13 protein-coding genes are annotated in these 15135 nt (G+C 67.4%); 4 read left to right on the top strand and 9 right to left on the bottom strand.

The window, feature by feature from the left end; genetic code table 11:
* Positions 1-5 precede the first annotated feature (5 nt).
* Entirely contained in the window at positions 6-1574 is a 1569-nt protein-coding gene (locus JVX91_RS23510) for a GGDEF domain-containing protein (protein WP_205336503.1), read from the top strand.
* A 9-nt stretch (positions 1575-1583) separates the two neighbouring features.
* Here the strand turns inward: JVX91_RS23510 and JVX91_RS23515 are convergent, their stop codons facing one another.
* From JVX91_RS23515 to JVX91_RS23540, 6 genes are all read right to left on the bottom strand, one after another.
* Positions 1584-2384, bottom strand: a complete 801-nt coding sequence (locus JVX91_RS23515) for an acyl-CoA thioesterase domain-containing protein (protein ID WP_205336504.1) — start codon at positions 2382-2384, stop codon at positions 1584-1586.
* 96 nt (positions 2385-2480) lie between these two features.
* Positions 2481-3251 carry a CHAD domain-containing protein gene (locus tag JVX91_RS23520; protein ID WP_205336505.1) on the bottom strand — a complete coding sequence of 257 codons (771 nt, stop codon included), beginning with the start codon at positions 3249-3251 and terminating at the stop codon, positions 2481-2483.
* Positions 3252-3319: 68 nt separating this feature from the next.
* On the bottom strand, positions 3320-5335 hold the full coding sequence (locus tag JVX91_RS23525) for a DUF3488 and transglutaminase-like domain-containing protein (RefSeq protein WP_240201656.1): 2016 nt from the start codon (positions 5333-5335) through the stop codon (positions 3320-3322).
* Positions 5332-6285, bottom strand: a complete 954-nt coding sequence (locus JVX91_RS23530) for a DUF58 domain-containing protein (protein ID WP_205336506.1) — start codon at positions 6283-6285, stop codon at positions 5332-5334. The genes JVX91_RS23525 and JVX91_RS23530 overlap by 4 nt, the downstream gene beginning before the upstream one ends.
* Positions 6286-6294: 9 nt before the next feature.
* Positions 6295-7212, bottom strand: a complete 918-nt coding sequence (locus JVX91_RS23535) for an AAA family ATPase (protein WP_205336507.1) — start codon at positions 7210-7212, stop codon at positions 6295-6297.
* A 99-nt stretch (positions 7213-7311) separates the two neighbouring features.
* Positions 7312-8172, bottom strand: coding sequence for a LysR family transcriptional regulator (locus tag JVX91_RS23540; RefSeq protein WP_205336508.1), 861 nt, complete (start codon positions 8170-8172; stop codon positions 7312-7314).
* Positions 8173-8294: 122 nt separating this feature from the next.
* Here JVX91_RS23540 and JVX91_RS23545 point away from each other — a divergent pair, with 122 nt between their 5' ends.
* On the top strand, positions 8295-8741 hold the full coding sequence (locus JVX91_RS23545) for a multidrug/biocide efflux PACE transporter (protein ID WP_205336509.1): 447 nt from the start codon (positions 8295-8297) through the stop codon (positions 8739-8741).
* Positions 8742-9000: 259 nt separating this feature from the next.
* Here JVX91_RS23545 and pyrF read toward each other — a convergent pair whose 3' ends face one another.
* The 3 genes from pyrF to JVX91_RS23560 form a co-directional block, all read right to left on the bottom strand.
* The gene (gene pyrF, locus JVX91_RS23550; RefSeq protein ID WP_024764511.1) at positions 9001-9699 is read right to left on the bottom strand and encodes an orotidine-5'-phosphate decarboxylase; all 699 of its coding nucleotides are present in this window, start codon (positions 9697-9699) and stop codon (positions 9001-9003) included.
* Positions 9700-9799: 100 nt separating this feature from the next.
* Complete coding sequence (locus JVX91_RS23555; protein ID WP_205336510.1) at positions 9800-10723, bottom strand: response regulator; 924 nt, start codon at positions 10721-10723, stop codon at positions 9800-9802.
* Between the two features lie 2 nt (positions 10724-10725).
* Positions 10726-12027, bottom strand: a complete 1302-nt coding sequence (locus JVX91_RS23560; RefSeq protein ID WP_205336511.1) for an ATP-binding protein — start codon at positions 12025-12027, stop codon at positions 10726-10728.
* Between the two features lie 314 nt (positions 12028-12341).
* On the opposite strand from JVX91_RS23560, the gene eat reads away from it, so the two are divergent.
* Together eat and JVX91_RS23570 are read left to right on the top strand one after the other, a co-directional pair.
* A complete protein-coding gene (gene eat / locus JVX91_RS23565; RefSeq protein ID WP_205336512.1) occupies positions 12342-13706 on the top strand; it encodes an ethanolamine permease in 1365 nt (454 codons plus the stop codon).
* A gap of 54 nt (positions 13707-13760) precedes the next feature.
* Positions 13761-15134 (top strand): ethanolamine ammonia-lyase subunit EutB, encoded by a 1374-nt coding sequence (locus JVX91_RS23570; RefSeq protein ID WP_205336513.1) that lies wholly within the window; start codon positions 13761-13763, stop codon positions 15132-15134.
* The last annotated feature ends 1 nt before the right edge of the window (position 15135 follow it).

The raw sequence follows: 15135 nt of genomic DNA on the forward strand, positions 1-15135 counted from the left end.
TCGCCATGCCACCTCCTCGCTCGCGGCGGCGCCACCGCCTGACCTTCTTCGTGCTCTGCGGCCTGATCGTCGCCCTGACCGTGGGTGCCGGGGCGGCGCTGCTGATGGTCCACCAGCACGTCCGCCAACTGGCCCATCCCGATGCCCACAGCGAGCTATGGCAGGCCTACCAGTTGCGCGCCGAACTCGAACGCTCGCTGGACACCGCCCGCGATATCGTCGCCAACCCCGAGGACAGTGATGCGCTGGCCACCCGCGTGGAGGTGCTCGCCAGCCTGCTGCCACCGCTGCGCACCACGCCGATCTACGCCAACCTGGCCGAACCGCGCCCGGAAATCCAGGCCACCCTGGAGCGCATCCAGCGCCTGAGTGATGACTGGCTGGCCCGCGCGCCCTGGGGAAATCCGCCGGAAGCCAAGCGCATCGCGGCGGAAATGCTGCGCGAGCTGCCACCGTTGCTCAAGCCGAGCCACGACCTGATCGTTGGCACCAACATCGCCCTGACCAACTACCTGGACACCGAACGCCAGGACCTGCAACGCGCCTTCGGCCTGCTCGCCTGGGTACTCGGCGGGCTGGGGCTATGCAGCGTACTGCTGACCCTGCGGGTGATCGCCAACTCGCGGCGCAAGCTGCTGCTGACCCAGCGCCTGAACGATCTCAACCAGTCCCTGGAGCAGCGCGTCGAGCAGCGCACGTTCGAGCTGAGCGAACGCAAGGCGCTGCTGCGCTACATCCTCGACACCAGCCCCAGCGACGTGGCGCTGCTTGGCGACGCGGACTCCCGCGCCCACTACGTCAGCCCGCGTCTCCTGCAGCGCACGGGTATCCGCCCGCACGAGCCCTTCACCCTCCACCGCCTGTTCGCCGACCCGGACGAGGAAGCGCGCTTCCACCAGGCGCTGGCCGACGACGGTCACCTGGACAGCTGGGAAACCCGCCTGGCCGGCGATCCGCCGTACTGGGCGATCGTCTGGGCGCGGCGCCTGGAAATCGATGGCCGGCCCGCCTCGCTGGTGTGGAGTTTCGACATCAACCAGCGCAAGGCCATGGAGCAGGAGCTGCGCCTGCTGGCCACCACCGATCCGCTGACCGGCCTGCAGAACCGCCACGCCTTCGTCAAACGCGGCGTCGCCCTGCTCAAGAGCGCCGAGCGCTATAACCGCCAGTGCGCGGCGTTGATGCTGGACATCGACTTCTTCAAGCCGATCAACGATACCCACGGCCACGCCTTCGGCGATGCCGTGCTGCAGGCGGTGGCCCGGGAGCTGACGCACGGATTGCGCGAGATCGACCTGCTCGGCCGCCTGGGCGGCGAGGAGTTCGCCGCGATCCTTCCGGAAACCGACCTGCAGCAGGCGCTACAAGTGGCCGAGCGGGTGCGCAATAGCGTGCAGGCGCTGTCGTTCACCTGTGACGATGGCAGCCGCGTGGGCCTGACCCTGAGCATCGGCGTGGCCGAACGGCACGCCAGCGAAATCCGCCTGGAGGACCTGCTGGCCCGCGCCGACCGCGCCCTCTACCGCGCCAAGGCCGGCGGCCGCAACCGCACGGAGACCGCTCCCGGTCTCTAGCGCGCGGTTCTAGCCGAAGATGGTTACCGTCTGCCGGCCGATCGCCAGCAGCTCGCCGTCGGCGCTCCAGGTCTGCGCGGCGATGTGGCCGTAGCCGTCGCGGGCATGCTCGATGGTGGCCAGGTACTGACACCAGCCATTGGCCGGGATCGTCGGCAACGGCTGGACGAACTCCACGGTCCAGGTCAGCGAACTGGACGGCGCCGGCGACTTCAGGTGCGGCAGGTTGGCCGGCGGCCAGGCATCGATCAGCGCCAGCAGGTGGCTGATTTCCATCGGTTCGTCGCCCACATCATCGCCGCGGAAGCGCATCCAGCCGCCCATCTCGCGCTCGCGGCTGGCCGAGAACGGCATATGCCCGACCGCCCAGCGCATGGCGATATTCTGGGTAAAGGCCGGCATCAGCTTGCGGATGTAAGGCAGCTCCTGGCAGTCCTCGACGGCCTTGAAGGCCGGCGGCGGCAGGCCGTCCATCTGCACGGTGGACTCGCGCGCAACACCAAAGCTGCCTTGCGCCAGAAGCACCACCTGCCCGTTCTGCACGGCTCGACAGAACCCCTGGCTGACCGATTTGCCCTCACGCAGGACTTCGGCCTCGAAGCTCACCGGCACTTCCACTTCGATGGGACCGACAAAGGTGATCGCCAGGGAACGCACCGGACGCCCAGCCTCGGCCACCGCCGCCATGGCCTCGTAGGCCAATGCCGCCACCAGGCCACCGAAGCTGGCACGGCCCTGGGCCCAGGTCTGCGGGATCACGATGGAGCGCGGCGCGGCGCGCGCCGCCAGGAGCATTTCGCTGAAGGTCATTTCGGACTTCCTTGGTGGACTGGCTGCGATCTTAGGCTGCCAGGCCAGGCCGGCAAACCATCCAAAGCCTTGTCCCCGCCAGGAAATGCCGCGCCATCAATGCGCTCTATGCAACGCCTTCTGCAGGGCGTCGAGGCTCTCGTCAGCGAGGCGCTCGGCAAGGTCGTGGAGGGCGTTCCAGTGAGGCTGCAGGGGCATCAGGTCCAGTTCGCGCTCACTGCGGATCAGCCACTGCTCGTAATCATGCCAGTCGCCGAGGGCCGATTGCGCGTCCTTCAGGGGCGCCAACAGGCGCTGGGGAACGGCGGATTCTTCCGGATAGGCTTCCAGCGAGTAGCGCACCCGCTTGATCAGCAGGCGCAGGCGATGGCGGTCGTGCTCCGGGTCTTTCAAGGCCTCGCGCAACTTCTGCCATTCCTTCGCCAGGCGTTTCTCCACCTTGCGGTGCAAACCTTTGAGCACACCGTGACGCTCGGAGGTGCGCCACAGCTGCGGCCAGCCATCCAGGCGCATCATCAGGCGCTCCCACTGCGGGCTGGCCAGCAGCGTGGCGTAGCCCGACACCAGGGCCGGACGGCGCAACGCGGCCGCGCGCTCGTAGCCTTCGGCCTCCAGCACGGGCAGCAATACCTCCAGGTCCCGCAGCGGGCCACTGAGCCGCCCCATGTCACCCAGCGCCTGCTCCAGTTCGTCGATGCCAGGCATGCCACGCACCGGGTGCAGCAGGCTGCGCAGACGGCGCACGGCAATGCGCAGGTCATGCAGCGCCTCTGGATCGGACTCGGCCTTCAGACGGGAGGACGCGGAGAACAGCGCGACCTCCTGCTCGATGAGATGGCTTACCAGGTAGTCGCAGAAGGAGGTCACGGCAGGCTCCACAAGGTAGTTGAGCTTTCAGGTTAGCCCTCGCCATCGCGTCGACAAGGGCGATGGCGTCACGGTGGAGTTCCGTTGCGCCAGGTCAAGCGCCAGGGCAGTTCCCGGCGCAGCTTCGCAAGGTGCGCGCGCAATGCCGACGGATCGGGGGGCGCGCCGCCGAAGCGCTGGGCCTCGAAGGCGGCACTGTAGGCACGGATGGCCTGCGCATGGGCCGGCAGCAGCGTGCTGGCGCGGCGGGCGAACGCCCGTGGCCCCTCTCCAGCCTCGCGCCGCACACCCAGCGGCGCCAGTAGATTCTCGAAGCGCTGGAAGCTGCGGAGCTGCGCATCGCGGACGCGCTGCCACGGCTTGAACAGCAGCAGCGCCAGCACGCCCAGGAACAGCGCGCCCCCGCCGACCAGGATGACGCCGATCCATTGCCGGCCGAGTCCGCCGAACCAGCTCTTGAGCATGTCGCCCTGCTGTTCGGCCTGGTACCCCAGCACCCAGGTCTGCCAGTTGTAGTTGAGGTTGTCCCAGGCCACGCGCAACTCGTTGATCAGGGAGATGTTGCGGTAACGCAGCGGCGAGAACGGATCTTGTTCGAGGAAACTGCCCTCGCTGCTCATGGCCGCTTCCAGGCCCTGCTCGATGCGCTCCGGAGACACCGCGCCAGTGGGGTCGACCCGCGTCCAGCCCAGGTCCGGCTGCCAGTATTCGACCCAGGCGTGGGCATCGAACTGGCGGACTGTCAGGTAGTTGCCGGACGCGCTGTTCTCGCCGCCCTGGTAGCCGGTCACCACGCGCGCCGGAATACCGGCCGCGCGCAGGACGAAGGTCATGGCGCCAGCGTAGTGCTCGCAGAAGCCCGAGCGGGTATTGAACAGGAAGCCATCGATGCGCTCCGCCCCGGTATCCGGCGGCCGGAGTGTGTAGGTGAAGGGCTGCTCGCGGAAATGCCGGAGCATCGCCTGCACCAGTTCGCGCGGCTGCGGGTAGCGCTCGCGCAGCTCCTGCGCCCAGGCGCGTGCCTGGGGATTGCCCTTCGCGGGCAGGCCGAGGTTGAGCCGCTGGGCGCGCGTGCCATCGGTGGGCTCCAGCAATGCTCCCGGCCAGGACGTGGCGCGGTACATGAGCGCTTGCCGCACCGGTATCCGGCGTTCCAGATGGAAGTCGCTCATCAATCGCGCGCCGCCAGCGTCGCTCTGCGCCACGTCGAGCGCGAACAGCCAGGGCCGCCCGCTGGGCTCCATTACCACCTGATAGTTCAGCGGCTCGCCCTGCTGCCGCCATTGCGGCGGCGTGTCGCCGCGCTGGAACGCGGCGGTCCAGCGCATGCCGTTGAAGCGCTCGAGGGTCATCGCCCGCCAATAAAGCTGTGCATGTGCCGGCGCGACGCCATCGAAACGCACACGGAACGCCAGGGCCGGCGACTGGCTGAGCGAGACCATGTCGCCCGGCGCCATGGAGTCGCTCAGGCCCGTGATGGCCTGGTCGCCCGGCAACGGCAACGACCACAACGGGCCGATGCGCGGGAACAGCATGAACAGCAGCAGCATCAGCGGCAACGCCTGCAACAGCAGGCTGCCGGCCAGGCGCAAGGTCGCCACCGGCCGCGTGGCGAAGCCGCTTTGCTGCAAGCCGATCGCGGAGGCCAGCAGCGCCAGGACCGGCAGCAGGCTGAAGGCGGCGGCGAGGATGTCATCCTGGAACAGGTAGCTGGTGGTGACCGCGAAGAAACCGAGCAGGATCAGCACCCAGGCATCCCGCCGCGTGCGCAGCTCCACCAGCTTGATGACGAAGGCGGCGATCAGCAGCACCACGCCGGCGTCCAGGCCGATCACCGAACCGCGCGACAGCCACACGCCCAGGCCGGCCAGCGCCACCAGGCCCAGCTTGGCGACGCCGCTGGGGAAGTTCGCGCGCATGCGGAACACCTGGATGCGCCACAGCGCGCAACCGAGCCAGAGGGCGACGATCCAGATTGGCAGATGATCCAGGTGCGGCAGGATCACCACCGCCTGGGCGACCAGCAGCCAGGTCAGCGCGACCCGCGGGATCGGCTGGGCGGCGATGGCTACCGCGCGGCTCACTGGCGCGTCCCGTGCAGCGCCAGCGCGCGCAGGCAGGCATCGCGATGGGCATCGCCAACCGCCACCGGCAATTGCGCACCGGGCAGACGCAGGCCGAAGGGTTGCTGTCGCAGCGACAACTGCAGCACCCAGAAGCACAGGCGCGACAGGCGCCCCTCGGTGTCGCCGCCGAGGCTGTTGAATTCGAGCCAGACATTACGCCCGGCCAACGCGGCAAAATCCTTCACCAGCAGACCCTGGCCACGGGAGTACGCCTTCCAGTGCAGGCGCCGGCGCGAGTCACCCGGCTGATAGGGGCGAAGTCCCTGGAAGTCGTCCACGCCCCGGCCGCTGGGGCGTATGCCCTCTTCCTCGGGGTCGGACACTCCGCTTTCCAGCGGCAGGTCGCCCGGCAGCGGATGGGGATAGACCAGCGCCGACTGCGCCAGGTCGAGCCAGCTCCAGGCCACCAGCAATCCCAGCGGAAAGCGGCTCTCCACCCGCAGGCGTCCGGGGCGCAACCAGCCGCGCTGCTCGGCGGGCAGGCTGAGGAGCAATTCTTCGGCACCGTCGGCACGCACATCGGCGAAGCTCAGTTGCTCGGCGGTCCAGCCGATCCCGATTGCCTGCCGGGCGCGCCCCTCGCCCTCCAGGCGCACACGGAACGCGACCTGTTCACCGACGAACACCGGCGCCGCGCCCAGGGCGGTAAGCCGCAATCCACCCAGGTTGCGATAGGTGTGCAGGATGGCGACGATGAACAGCGATAACAGGGTGAAGGTCAGGCCGTAGGCAAGACTGTTCTGGTAATTGATGGCCGTCAGCAGCATCAGCAGCAGCGCGGCGCCGAACGCCACCCCCTGGCGGGTCGGAATGATGAAGATGCGTCGCTGGTTGAGCTGCATCGACGCCGCCGCCGGAATGCGTCGGGCTATCCAGCTCTGCCACAACGGCTTGACCTTGACCAGCATGGCGCGCCCTCAGAGAGCCGGGACTTCGCGCAACAACCACTGCACCAGCGCGCCGCCACCGTGGCCGGCGGGATCAGCCTGGTCGCGCAGGCGGTGGCCAGCCACCGAGGGCAGCACGGCCTGCACATCCTCGGGGATCACATAGTCGCGTCCCGCCAGCAAGGCCCAGGCCCGCGCCGCCGCCAGGAGCGCCAGGCTGCCGCGCGGAGACAGGCCGAGGGCGAACGCCGGTTGGGTGCGGGTGGCTTCCACCAGGCGCAGGACGTAGTCCACCAGGGCGTCGCTGGCGCGAATCTCCAGCACCTCGCCTTGCAGCGCCAACAATTCGTCCGGATCGAGCATCGGCTCCAGGCGCGGCAGCAGGTCGCGGCGCGCTTCGCCCAGCAGCAGGGCCTTCTCCGCCGCGCGCCCCGGATAGCCCAGGGACAGGCGCATGAGGAAGCGGTCGAGTTGCGATTCGGGCAAGGCGAAGGTGCCGCCCTGGGTCACCGGGTTCTGCGTGGCGATGACGAAGAAGGGTTCGGGCAGCGGCCGGGTCGCGCCCTCGATAGTCACCTGGCCTTCCTCCATCGCTTCGAGCAGCGCGCTCTGGCTCTTGGGCGTGGCGCGATTGATCTCGTCGGCCAGCACCAGCTCGGAAAAGATCGGCCCGGCATGGAAGACGAATTGCCCGGTGTCCTTGTCGAACACCGAGGTGCCCAGCACGTCGCCGGGCAGCAGGTCGGAGGTGAACTGGATGCGCTGGAAGCCCAGGCCAAGCACGCGGGCCAGGGCGTGGCTCAGGGTCGTCTTGCCCATGCCGGGCAGATCCTCGATGAGCAGGTGACCGCGCGCCAGCAGGCAGGTCAGCGCGAGCTTCACCTGGACCTCCTTGCCGAGCAGGATCTCGTCGACCGCTTTCAGACAATTCTCCAGCTTGGCTCGCATCCTGACCTCTCAAACTAGGAAAACTCCGATCCTACTGGTCTCGCGCCACGCATCAAAGGCTTCGACACATTTAGTCCGGAATCTGTGACCCAGAGCGCCTCAACGCCCCAGCAAGCGCTCCATCAACCAGCTCGACGCCGGCCCCAAAGTGCGTTGCCGCGACCAGATCACGTCTACCGCCACCCGCCTCGGCCAGCCGGCGACGTTCAGCTCGTGCATGCGCCCCGCGGCGAAGCGGCCCACCATCCAGCTGGGCAATTCGATCCAACCGAAACCCAGGACCGCCATGTCCAGCAACAACAGGTAGTTCGGTGCGCTCCAGCAGCGCCCGCCCAGCATCGGTGCGGCGTCGTCCAGATAGGTGTTGAGGCGCAGCGCGCGGTAGGCCAGCAGGTCCTCGCGCTCCACCCGCTCGCGCGCGGCCAGCGGATGATCGCGGCTGACGAACAGGCCGAACTCGGCCTGTTCGCTCAAGGTGGCCGAGCCGATGTCCGGCGGATAGTCCTTCTGCGCCGCCAACAGTCCCAGGCTGGCGCGCCCCTGGATGACCAGGTCGAGCACATCGCTGTCTTCGGCGATCAGCCACTCGAATTCCAGGTCCGGGTAGCGCTGGTCGATCTCGGCCAGGCGCGCTTCGAATTCGGCGGACTGGTAGGTGTCGGACATCGCCAGCGTCACCCGCGACTCCAGCCCGCCAACCAACTGATGCGCGAGTTGGCCGAGACGGTCGTTGGCCATCAGCACCTCTTCCACCCGTCCGAGCAGCGCGTGGCCAGCTTCGGTGAGCTGCGGCTGGCGGGCACTGCGATCGAACAGGATCAGGCCGAGATCGATCTCCAGGCGCGCGATGGCCTCGCTGACGGTGGACTGGCTCTTGCCCAGCTTGCGCGCAGCGGCGCTGAACGAGCCCAGGCAGGCCGCCTCGGCGAAGGCCTGCAGGGATTCGGGGGAATATTGCATGGAGCGGCGCCTCTTCCATCGGTTATCCCGATGGTATCCAACTTATATCCAGCCGGTCGACCGATGATAATGGCGCCGGACCGACGGAGTCGGCCTACCACCGTACTATCTGGAGAAACCCCATGAGCCCGAACAAAACCCTGAAAGAACGGATGTTCCACGCCGGACTTTTCGAACTGCTGGCGGTCGCCATTTGTGCGCCGACCCTGGCCTGGCTGATGGACAAACCCCTGGGCCACATGGGCGCCATGACCCTGATGTTCTCGGCCATCGCCACCGTGTGGAACATGCTGTTCAACGCCGCCTTCGACCGCGCCCAGAACCGCATGGGCTTCAGCCGCACCCTGTCGGTGCGCGTGCTGCACGCCTCGCTGTTCGAACTGGGCCTGATCGTCCTGCTGGTGCCGCTGGCCGCCTGGTGGCTGTCGGTGAGCCTGCTGGAAGCCTTCATCCTCGACATCGGCCTGGTGCTGTTCTTCCTGCCCTACGCGCTGGTGTTCAACTGGGCGTACGACGTGCTGCGCGAGCGCTGGGTTGGCCGGACGGCGATGGCCCAGGCGAACGGCTGATTTCCCCTATGGACATCTCCGCGGTCGCTCCCCCTCTCCCCCGCCCTCTCCCTGAAGGGAGAGGGAGCTATCCGTGCCGGCTGACACAGCGACCGCACGGTCTCCTCTCCCTTTGGAGCAGGGCGCGTAGCCAGGACTAGGGAGAGGGAAACACCCGAGGCACGAACCAGCAGAAATCGCCCACGTCATTCGACACAAAAAAGCCCGCAGCGATGCGGGCTTTATCGTTTCCGGCGGCTTATCAGTGCAGGGAAAGCACTCAGGCCAGGCTGGCAGCGATCTCGGCCAGGGCCTTGGCCGGGTCAGCGGCCTGGCTGATCGGGCGACCGATCACCAGGTAGTCGGAGCCGTTGTCCAGCGCCTGGCGCGGGGTGAGGATGCGGCGCTGGTCGTCCTGGGCGCTGCCGGCCGGGCGGATGCCGGGGGTGACCAGTTGCAGTGCCGGGTGCGCGGCTTTCAGTGCCGGCGCTTCCTGGGCGGAGCACACCAGGCCGTCCATGCCGGCCTTCTGTGCCAAGGCCGCCAGGCGCAGCACCTGCTCCTGCGGCTCGACGTCCAGGCCGATGCCAGCCAGGTCCTCGCGCTCCATGCTGGTCAGCACGGTCACGCCGATCAGCAGCGGCGACGGACCATTGAAGGCGTCCAGGGTCTCGCGGCAGGCACTCATCATGCGCAGGCCGCCGGAGCAGTGCACGTTGACCATCCACACGCCCATCTCGGCGGCGGCGCGCACGGCCATCGCGGTGGTGTTGGGGATGTCGTGGAACTTCAGGTCGAGGAAGACTTCGAAGCCGCGGCTGTTCAGGGTCTCGACGATACCGGCGGCGCAACTGGTGAACAGTTCCTTGCCCACCTTCACCCGGCACAGCTTCGGATCGAGCTGGTCAGCCAGCGCCAGCGCGGCTTCGCGGGTGGGGAAATCCAGGGCGACGATGATCGGGGTCTGGCAGGCGGACATGGGCTCTCTCGCGGGTATCGAAAAAATCGGCGCGCATTGTCGCAGAAACGCGCCGACTTCCGTAGCCCGCCCGGCAGGAATGCTCCGTCGCCGACGGCGATCAGGCACTCAGCCGCTCGCGCAGGCGGCCGAGCATGCCCAGCAGGCTGCCCACTTTTTCCCGTTCGCGCTCCTCGCGCGGCACCTCGGCGATGCGCGCGACTTTCTGCTCCGGCTGGGCGCGCCAGAGCAGCGCCTGCTCGGCGGCGGCCTTCAGGCCCTTCTCGAACAGGCCGCGGCGGATCGGCTTGGGCAGGTAGCGGAAGATCTGCGCCTGGTTGATCAGCGCCAGCAAGTCCTGGGTGTCGCGGAACGGCGTGACGACGATGCTGAGTAGGCGTGGATGAGCCTGGGCCAGGGACTTGAGTAGCGGCGCGGTGTCTTCGCCGGCGAGCTTCAGGTCACTGACCAGGATATCGATGGGTTCGCTGTTCAGCCGCACGATGGCCTCGGCGAGGTTACGCGCGCGATGCAATTGGTGGGTACCGGCGCTGCAGAACTCGCCGACGCAGGCCAGGGTCTCGGCATCCTCGTCCAGCAGCAGGACGTTGAGCGGCGCGACGACGCGGCTGATGGCCTTGGTATCGATGGGCTCGGCCGGAGCCTGGCGCTGGGCGATCTCGGCCGCCTGGCGCAGGGTGAAGGCCATTTCCTGCGGGTCCCAGGGCTTGGTGAGGTAGCGGAAGATGCCGCCGCTATTGAGCGCGTCCACCGCGGCGTCGAGGTCCGAGTAACCGGTGAGCAGGATGCGCAGGGTGTCCGGGGCGATTTCCTGCGCCTGGGCAAGCAACTCGGCACCGGTCATCTGCGGCATGCGCTGGTCGCTGACGAGGATATCGATGCGCTCCTCGCGCAGGCGCTGCAGGGCCTTGTGCGGGTCGGTTTCCACCAGCACGTCGTAGTGACGGCGGAACTGCATCGCGAGGCTGCGCAGGATGCGTTCCTCGTCGTCGACGAAGAGGATGCGGACAGGCTGCTGGCTCATGTTCAGGCGCTCCGTTTCAGTTCGCTGGCCTGCGCAAGCGGCAGGCTGATGAGGAATCGCGTGCCACGCCCGGGTTCGGACGCCACGCGGATGCGGCCGCCGTGGTCCTGGACGATCTTGTAGCTGATCGACAGGCCCAGGCCCGTGCCCTGCCCCACCGGCTTGGTGGTGAAGAAGGGGTCGAAGATGCGCGCGCGCACCTCCTCGTTCATGCCCTTGCCGTTGTCCTGCACCGAGAGGTGCACGTGGGATTCGTCCGCCCAGGACTTCACCTGGATCAGGCCGAACTTTTCCATGGCCTGGGCGGCGTTGGTCAGCAGGTTGAGCAGCACCTGGTTGATCTGGCTGGCGGCGCAGGCGACCTTGGGCAGCGCGCCCAGTTGGGTGGCGACCTCGGCTTTTTCCTTGATGCTGTTGCGGGCGATCAGCAGCGCGCTGCGTACGCAGTCGTTGAGATCGACCTCCTCGCTGCGGGCGCGGTCCAGGCGGGCGAAGTCCTTCAGGCCACCGACCAGTTCGCCGATCTGCGCCAGGCCGAAATCGGTGTCGCCGAACAACTGGTCGAGATCGCCCACCAATTGCTCCAGCGCCGCGTCATCGCGAGCCTGTTCGAAGGCGGCGCGGGCGCGGGCCAGTTGCTCGGGAGCGCAGGCCGGGTCGTCCAGGCACTCGTTGAACAGCGTCTGCGCCTCGGTGAGGCCGAGCAGTGGAACCAGCAGCTCGCGCAGCAGCGCGACGTTGTTCTTCACATAGCCCAGCGGGGTGTTCAGCTCGTGGGCGACGCCGGCGACCATCTGCCCGAGGGAGGCCATCTTCTCCGACTGCACCAGTTGCGCCTGGGATTCGCGCAGGTCCTGCAGCGTCTTGTTGAGCACGCGGTTGCGCTGGGCGACGCGCTGTTCCATGGCTTTGAGCAGATCGAGCACCGTGCCCAGGCCGAGGTAGCGCCCCTGCTCGTCCACCAGGACGAAATCCTCGGTGATCGGGTAACTCAGCTGGGCGGTAACCTGTTGCGAAGCTTCTTCGAGGCTCAGGTCGGCGCGCACCTTCAGTGGCTGCGCATTCATCACATCGCTGGCCGGGCGGCGGCCCCAGAGGTCACGGCCGAAGCGCTGCATGAAGATGTCCTGAAGACCGTTGCGGCTGACCAGCCCCATGGGCATCCCGTCGACATCCACCACCGGCAGCGAGAGGAAGGCGCGGTGTTCGGCATCGAGGAAGCGATCGGCGACATCGCTGATGCTCAACTCCGGGGCCAAGGGCGCTACCTGGCGCAACAGCTCGTGCAGGGCGCGGGTGGTCATCGGCGAATCTCCGGTCGCTGGAATGGGCGCCAGTAGACCAGCGGCAGATTGCCATCCTGTGACAGCCGTCGCGGCTCCGCGAAGCGTCACGCCACGGTCATCGCCATGCAACAAGCGCAGCCCCACGCACCCGAACGAATCGCCACGCACCCAATCGATGCACGCAACATGCCGCGAATGTTCACGAAACGACGCGGAACCGCGCTTTGCGACCTGATCTCCGGGCATGGCACGGCCACTGCACGACGCAGCAGGTCGTGTCGTTCATCCCATTCGGATTCTCTCTTTCTGACTTTCTCTTCAGGAGACGTCGCATGAGCACGCAACTCAAACCCACCCTCGGCACCCTGCACCTGTGGGGCATCGCCGTGGGCCTGGTGATTTCCGGTGAGTATTTCGGCTGGAGCTATGGCTGGGGCGTGGCCGGCACCCTCGGCTTCCTCGTCACCACCCTGCTGGTGGCAACCATGTACACCTGCTTCATCTTCAGCTTCACTGAGCTGACCACGGCGATTCCCCACGCCGGCGGCCCATTCGCCTACAGCCGCCGCGCCTTTGGCGAAAAAGGCGGGCTGGTGGCGGGCCTCGCCACGCTGATCGAGTTCGTCTTCGCCCCGCCAGCCATCGCCATGGCCATCGGCGCGTACCTCAACGTGCAGTTCCCCTCGCTCGATCCCAAGCACGCAGCCGTCGGCGCGTACCTGATCTTCATGACCCTGAACATCCTCGGCGTCAGCATCGCCGCGACCTTCGAGCTGATCGTCACCATCCTCGCAGTGGGCGAGCTGCTGGTGTTCATGGGCGTGGTGGCGCCGGGCTTCAGCTTCAGCAACTTCGTGCTCAACGGCTGGGCCGGCTCCGACAGCTTCGGCGGTGCGGCGATCAGTGGCATCTTCGCAGCGATTCCCTTTGCCATCTGGTTCTTCCTCGCCATCGAGGGCGCGGCCATGGCCGCCGAGGAAGCCAAGGACCCGAAACGCACCATTCCCAAGGCCTACGTCAGCGGCATCCTGACCCTGGTGGTGCTGGCCCTCGGCGTAATGCTGTTCGCCGGTGGCGCGGGCGACTGGAAGGCCCTGTCAGGCATCAACGATCCGCTGCCGCAGGCGATGAAGATGGTGGTCGGCGAGAACTCCGGCTGGCTGCACATGCTGGTGTGGATCGGCCTGTTCGGCCTGGTCGCCAGCTTCCACGGCATCATCCTCGGTTACTCGCGGCAGTTCTTCGCGCTGGCACGCGCCGGCTACCTGCCGCGCGGGCTGGCCAGGCTGTCGCGCTTCCAGACTCCGCACCGGGCGATCATCGCCGGCGGCCTGATCGGCATCGCGGCAATCTACAGCGACGGTCTGATCGCGCTCCAGGGCATGAGCCTGACCGCCGCGATGATCACCATGAGCGTGTTCGGCGCCATCGTCATGTACATCATGAGCATGCTCAGCCTGTTCAAGCTGCGGCGCAGCGAGCCCGATCTGGAACGCAGCTTCCGCGCACCGGGCTTCCCCGTGGTGCCGGGTATCGCCCTGGCGCTGGCCGTGCTGTGCCTGGCGGCGATGGTCTGGTTCAACCTGCAGATTGCCGGCATCTTCCTCGGCTTCATGGCAGCGGGTTTCATCTACTTCCAACTCACCGCCGCCCATCGCGCCAGCGCCCCGGCGGACGCTATGCTGACGGGAGCCTGATCGCCATCCGCGCCCTGCCTTCGCGGCGGGGCGCGGGATAACCGGGACGCTCGCATGATCTACCAGACCACCGTCGGCAACCTGACCTACCGCTTTCCCGACCTGAAGACGCTGCTCGCCAAGGCCAGCCCGGCGCGCTCCGGCGACTCGCTGGCGGGCCTCGCCGCGGACAGCTACGAAGAACGCATGGCGGCGAAGATCGCCCTGGCCGACGTGCCACTCAAGCGCTTCCTCGACGAGGCGTTGATTCCCTACGAAGCGGACGAAGTCACCCGGCTGATCATCGACAGCCACGATGCCGCCGCCTTCGCGCCGATCAGCCACCTCACGGTCGGCGACTTCCGTGACTGGTTGCTGCTGGACAGCACCGACAGCGCCACGCTGACTGCCACGGCCCGCGGCATTACGCCAGAGATGGCCGCCGCGGTGAGCAAGCTGATGCGCAACCAGGACCTGATCCTGGCGGCGAAGAAGTGCCGCGTGGTCACCCGCTTCCGCAACACCATCGGCCTGCCCGGCCACCTCTCGGTGCGCCTGCAACCCAACCATCCCACGGACGACGTGCGCGGCATCGCCGCCAGCATGCTCGACGGCCTGCTCTACGGCGCCGGCGATGCCGTGGTAGGCATCAATCCGGCGAGCGATTCGCAAGCCACCCTGATGCAGCTGTGGCGGATGATGGACGAGCTGCGCCAGCGCTTCGAGATTCCCATGCAGAGCTGCGTGCTCACCCACGTCACCTCGCAGATCCAGGCCATCGAGGCCGGTGCGCCGATCGACCTGGTATTCCAGTCCATCGCCGGCACACAGAAAACCAACGAGAGCTTCGGCATCGACCTCGCCCTGCTGCGCGAGGCCCACGAGGCGGCGCTGTCGCTCAAGCGCGGCACGCTGGGCGACAACGTCATGTACTTCGAGACTGGCCAGGGCAGCGCGCTGTCCGCCGGCGGCCACCACGGCGTCGACCAGCAGACCTGCGAGGCCCGCGCCTATGCCGTGGCCCGCGAATTCCGCCCGCTGCTGACCAACACCGTGGTCGGCTTCATCGGCCCGGAGTACCTGTTCGACGGCAAGCAGATCATCCGCGCGGGCCTCGAGGATCACTTCTGCGCCAAGCTGCTGGGCGTACCGATGGGCTGCGACGTCTGCTACACCAACCACGCCGAGGCCGACCAGGACGACATGGACAACCTGCTGACCCTGCTGGGCGCGGCGGGCATCACCTTCATCATGGGCATCCCAGGCGCCGACGACATCATGCTCAACTACCAGAGCACGTCCTTCCACAACGCCCTCTACCTGCGCAGCACCCTGGGCCTGAAGCGTGCCCCGGAATTCGACGCGTGGCTGACGAAGATGGCGATCACGGAAGCCTCGGGCCAGTTGCGCCAGATCAGCCGTGGCCACGATCTGCTACGGGCCTTCTGAG

The organism is Pseudomonas sp. PDNC002 (assembly GCF_016919445.1).
Lineage (GTDB): Bacteria > Pseudomonadota > Gammaproteobacteria > Pseudomonadales > Pseudomonadaceae > Pseudomonas.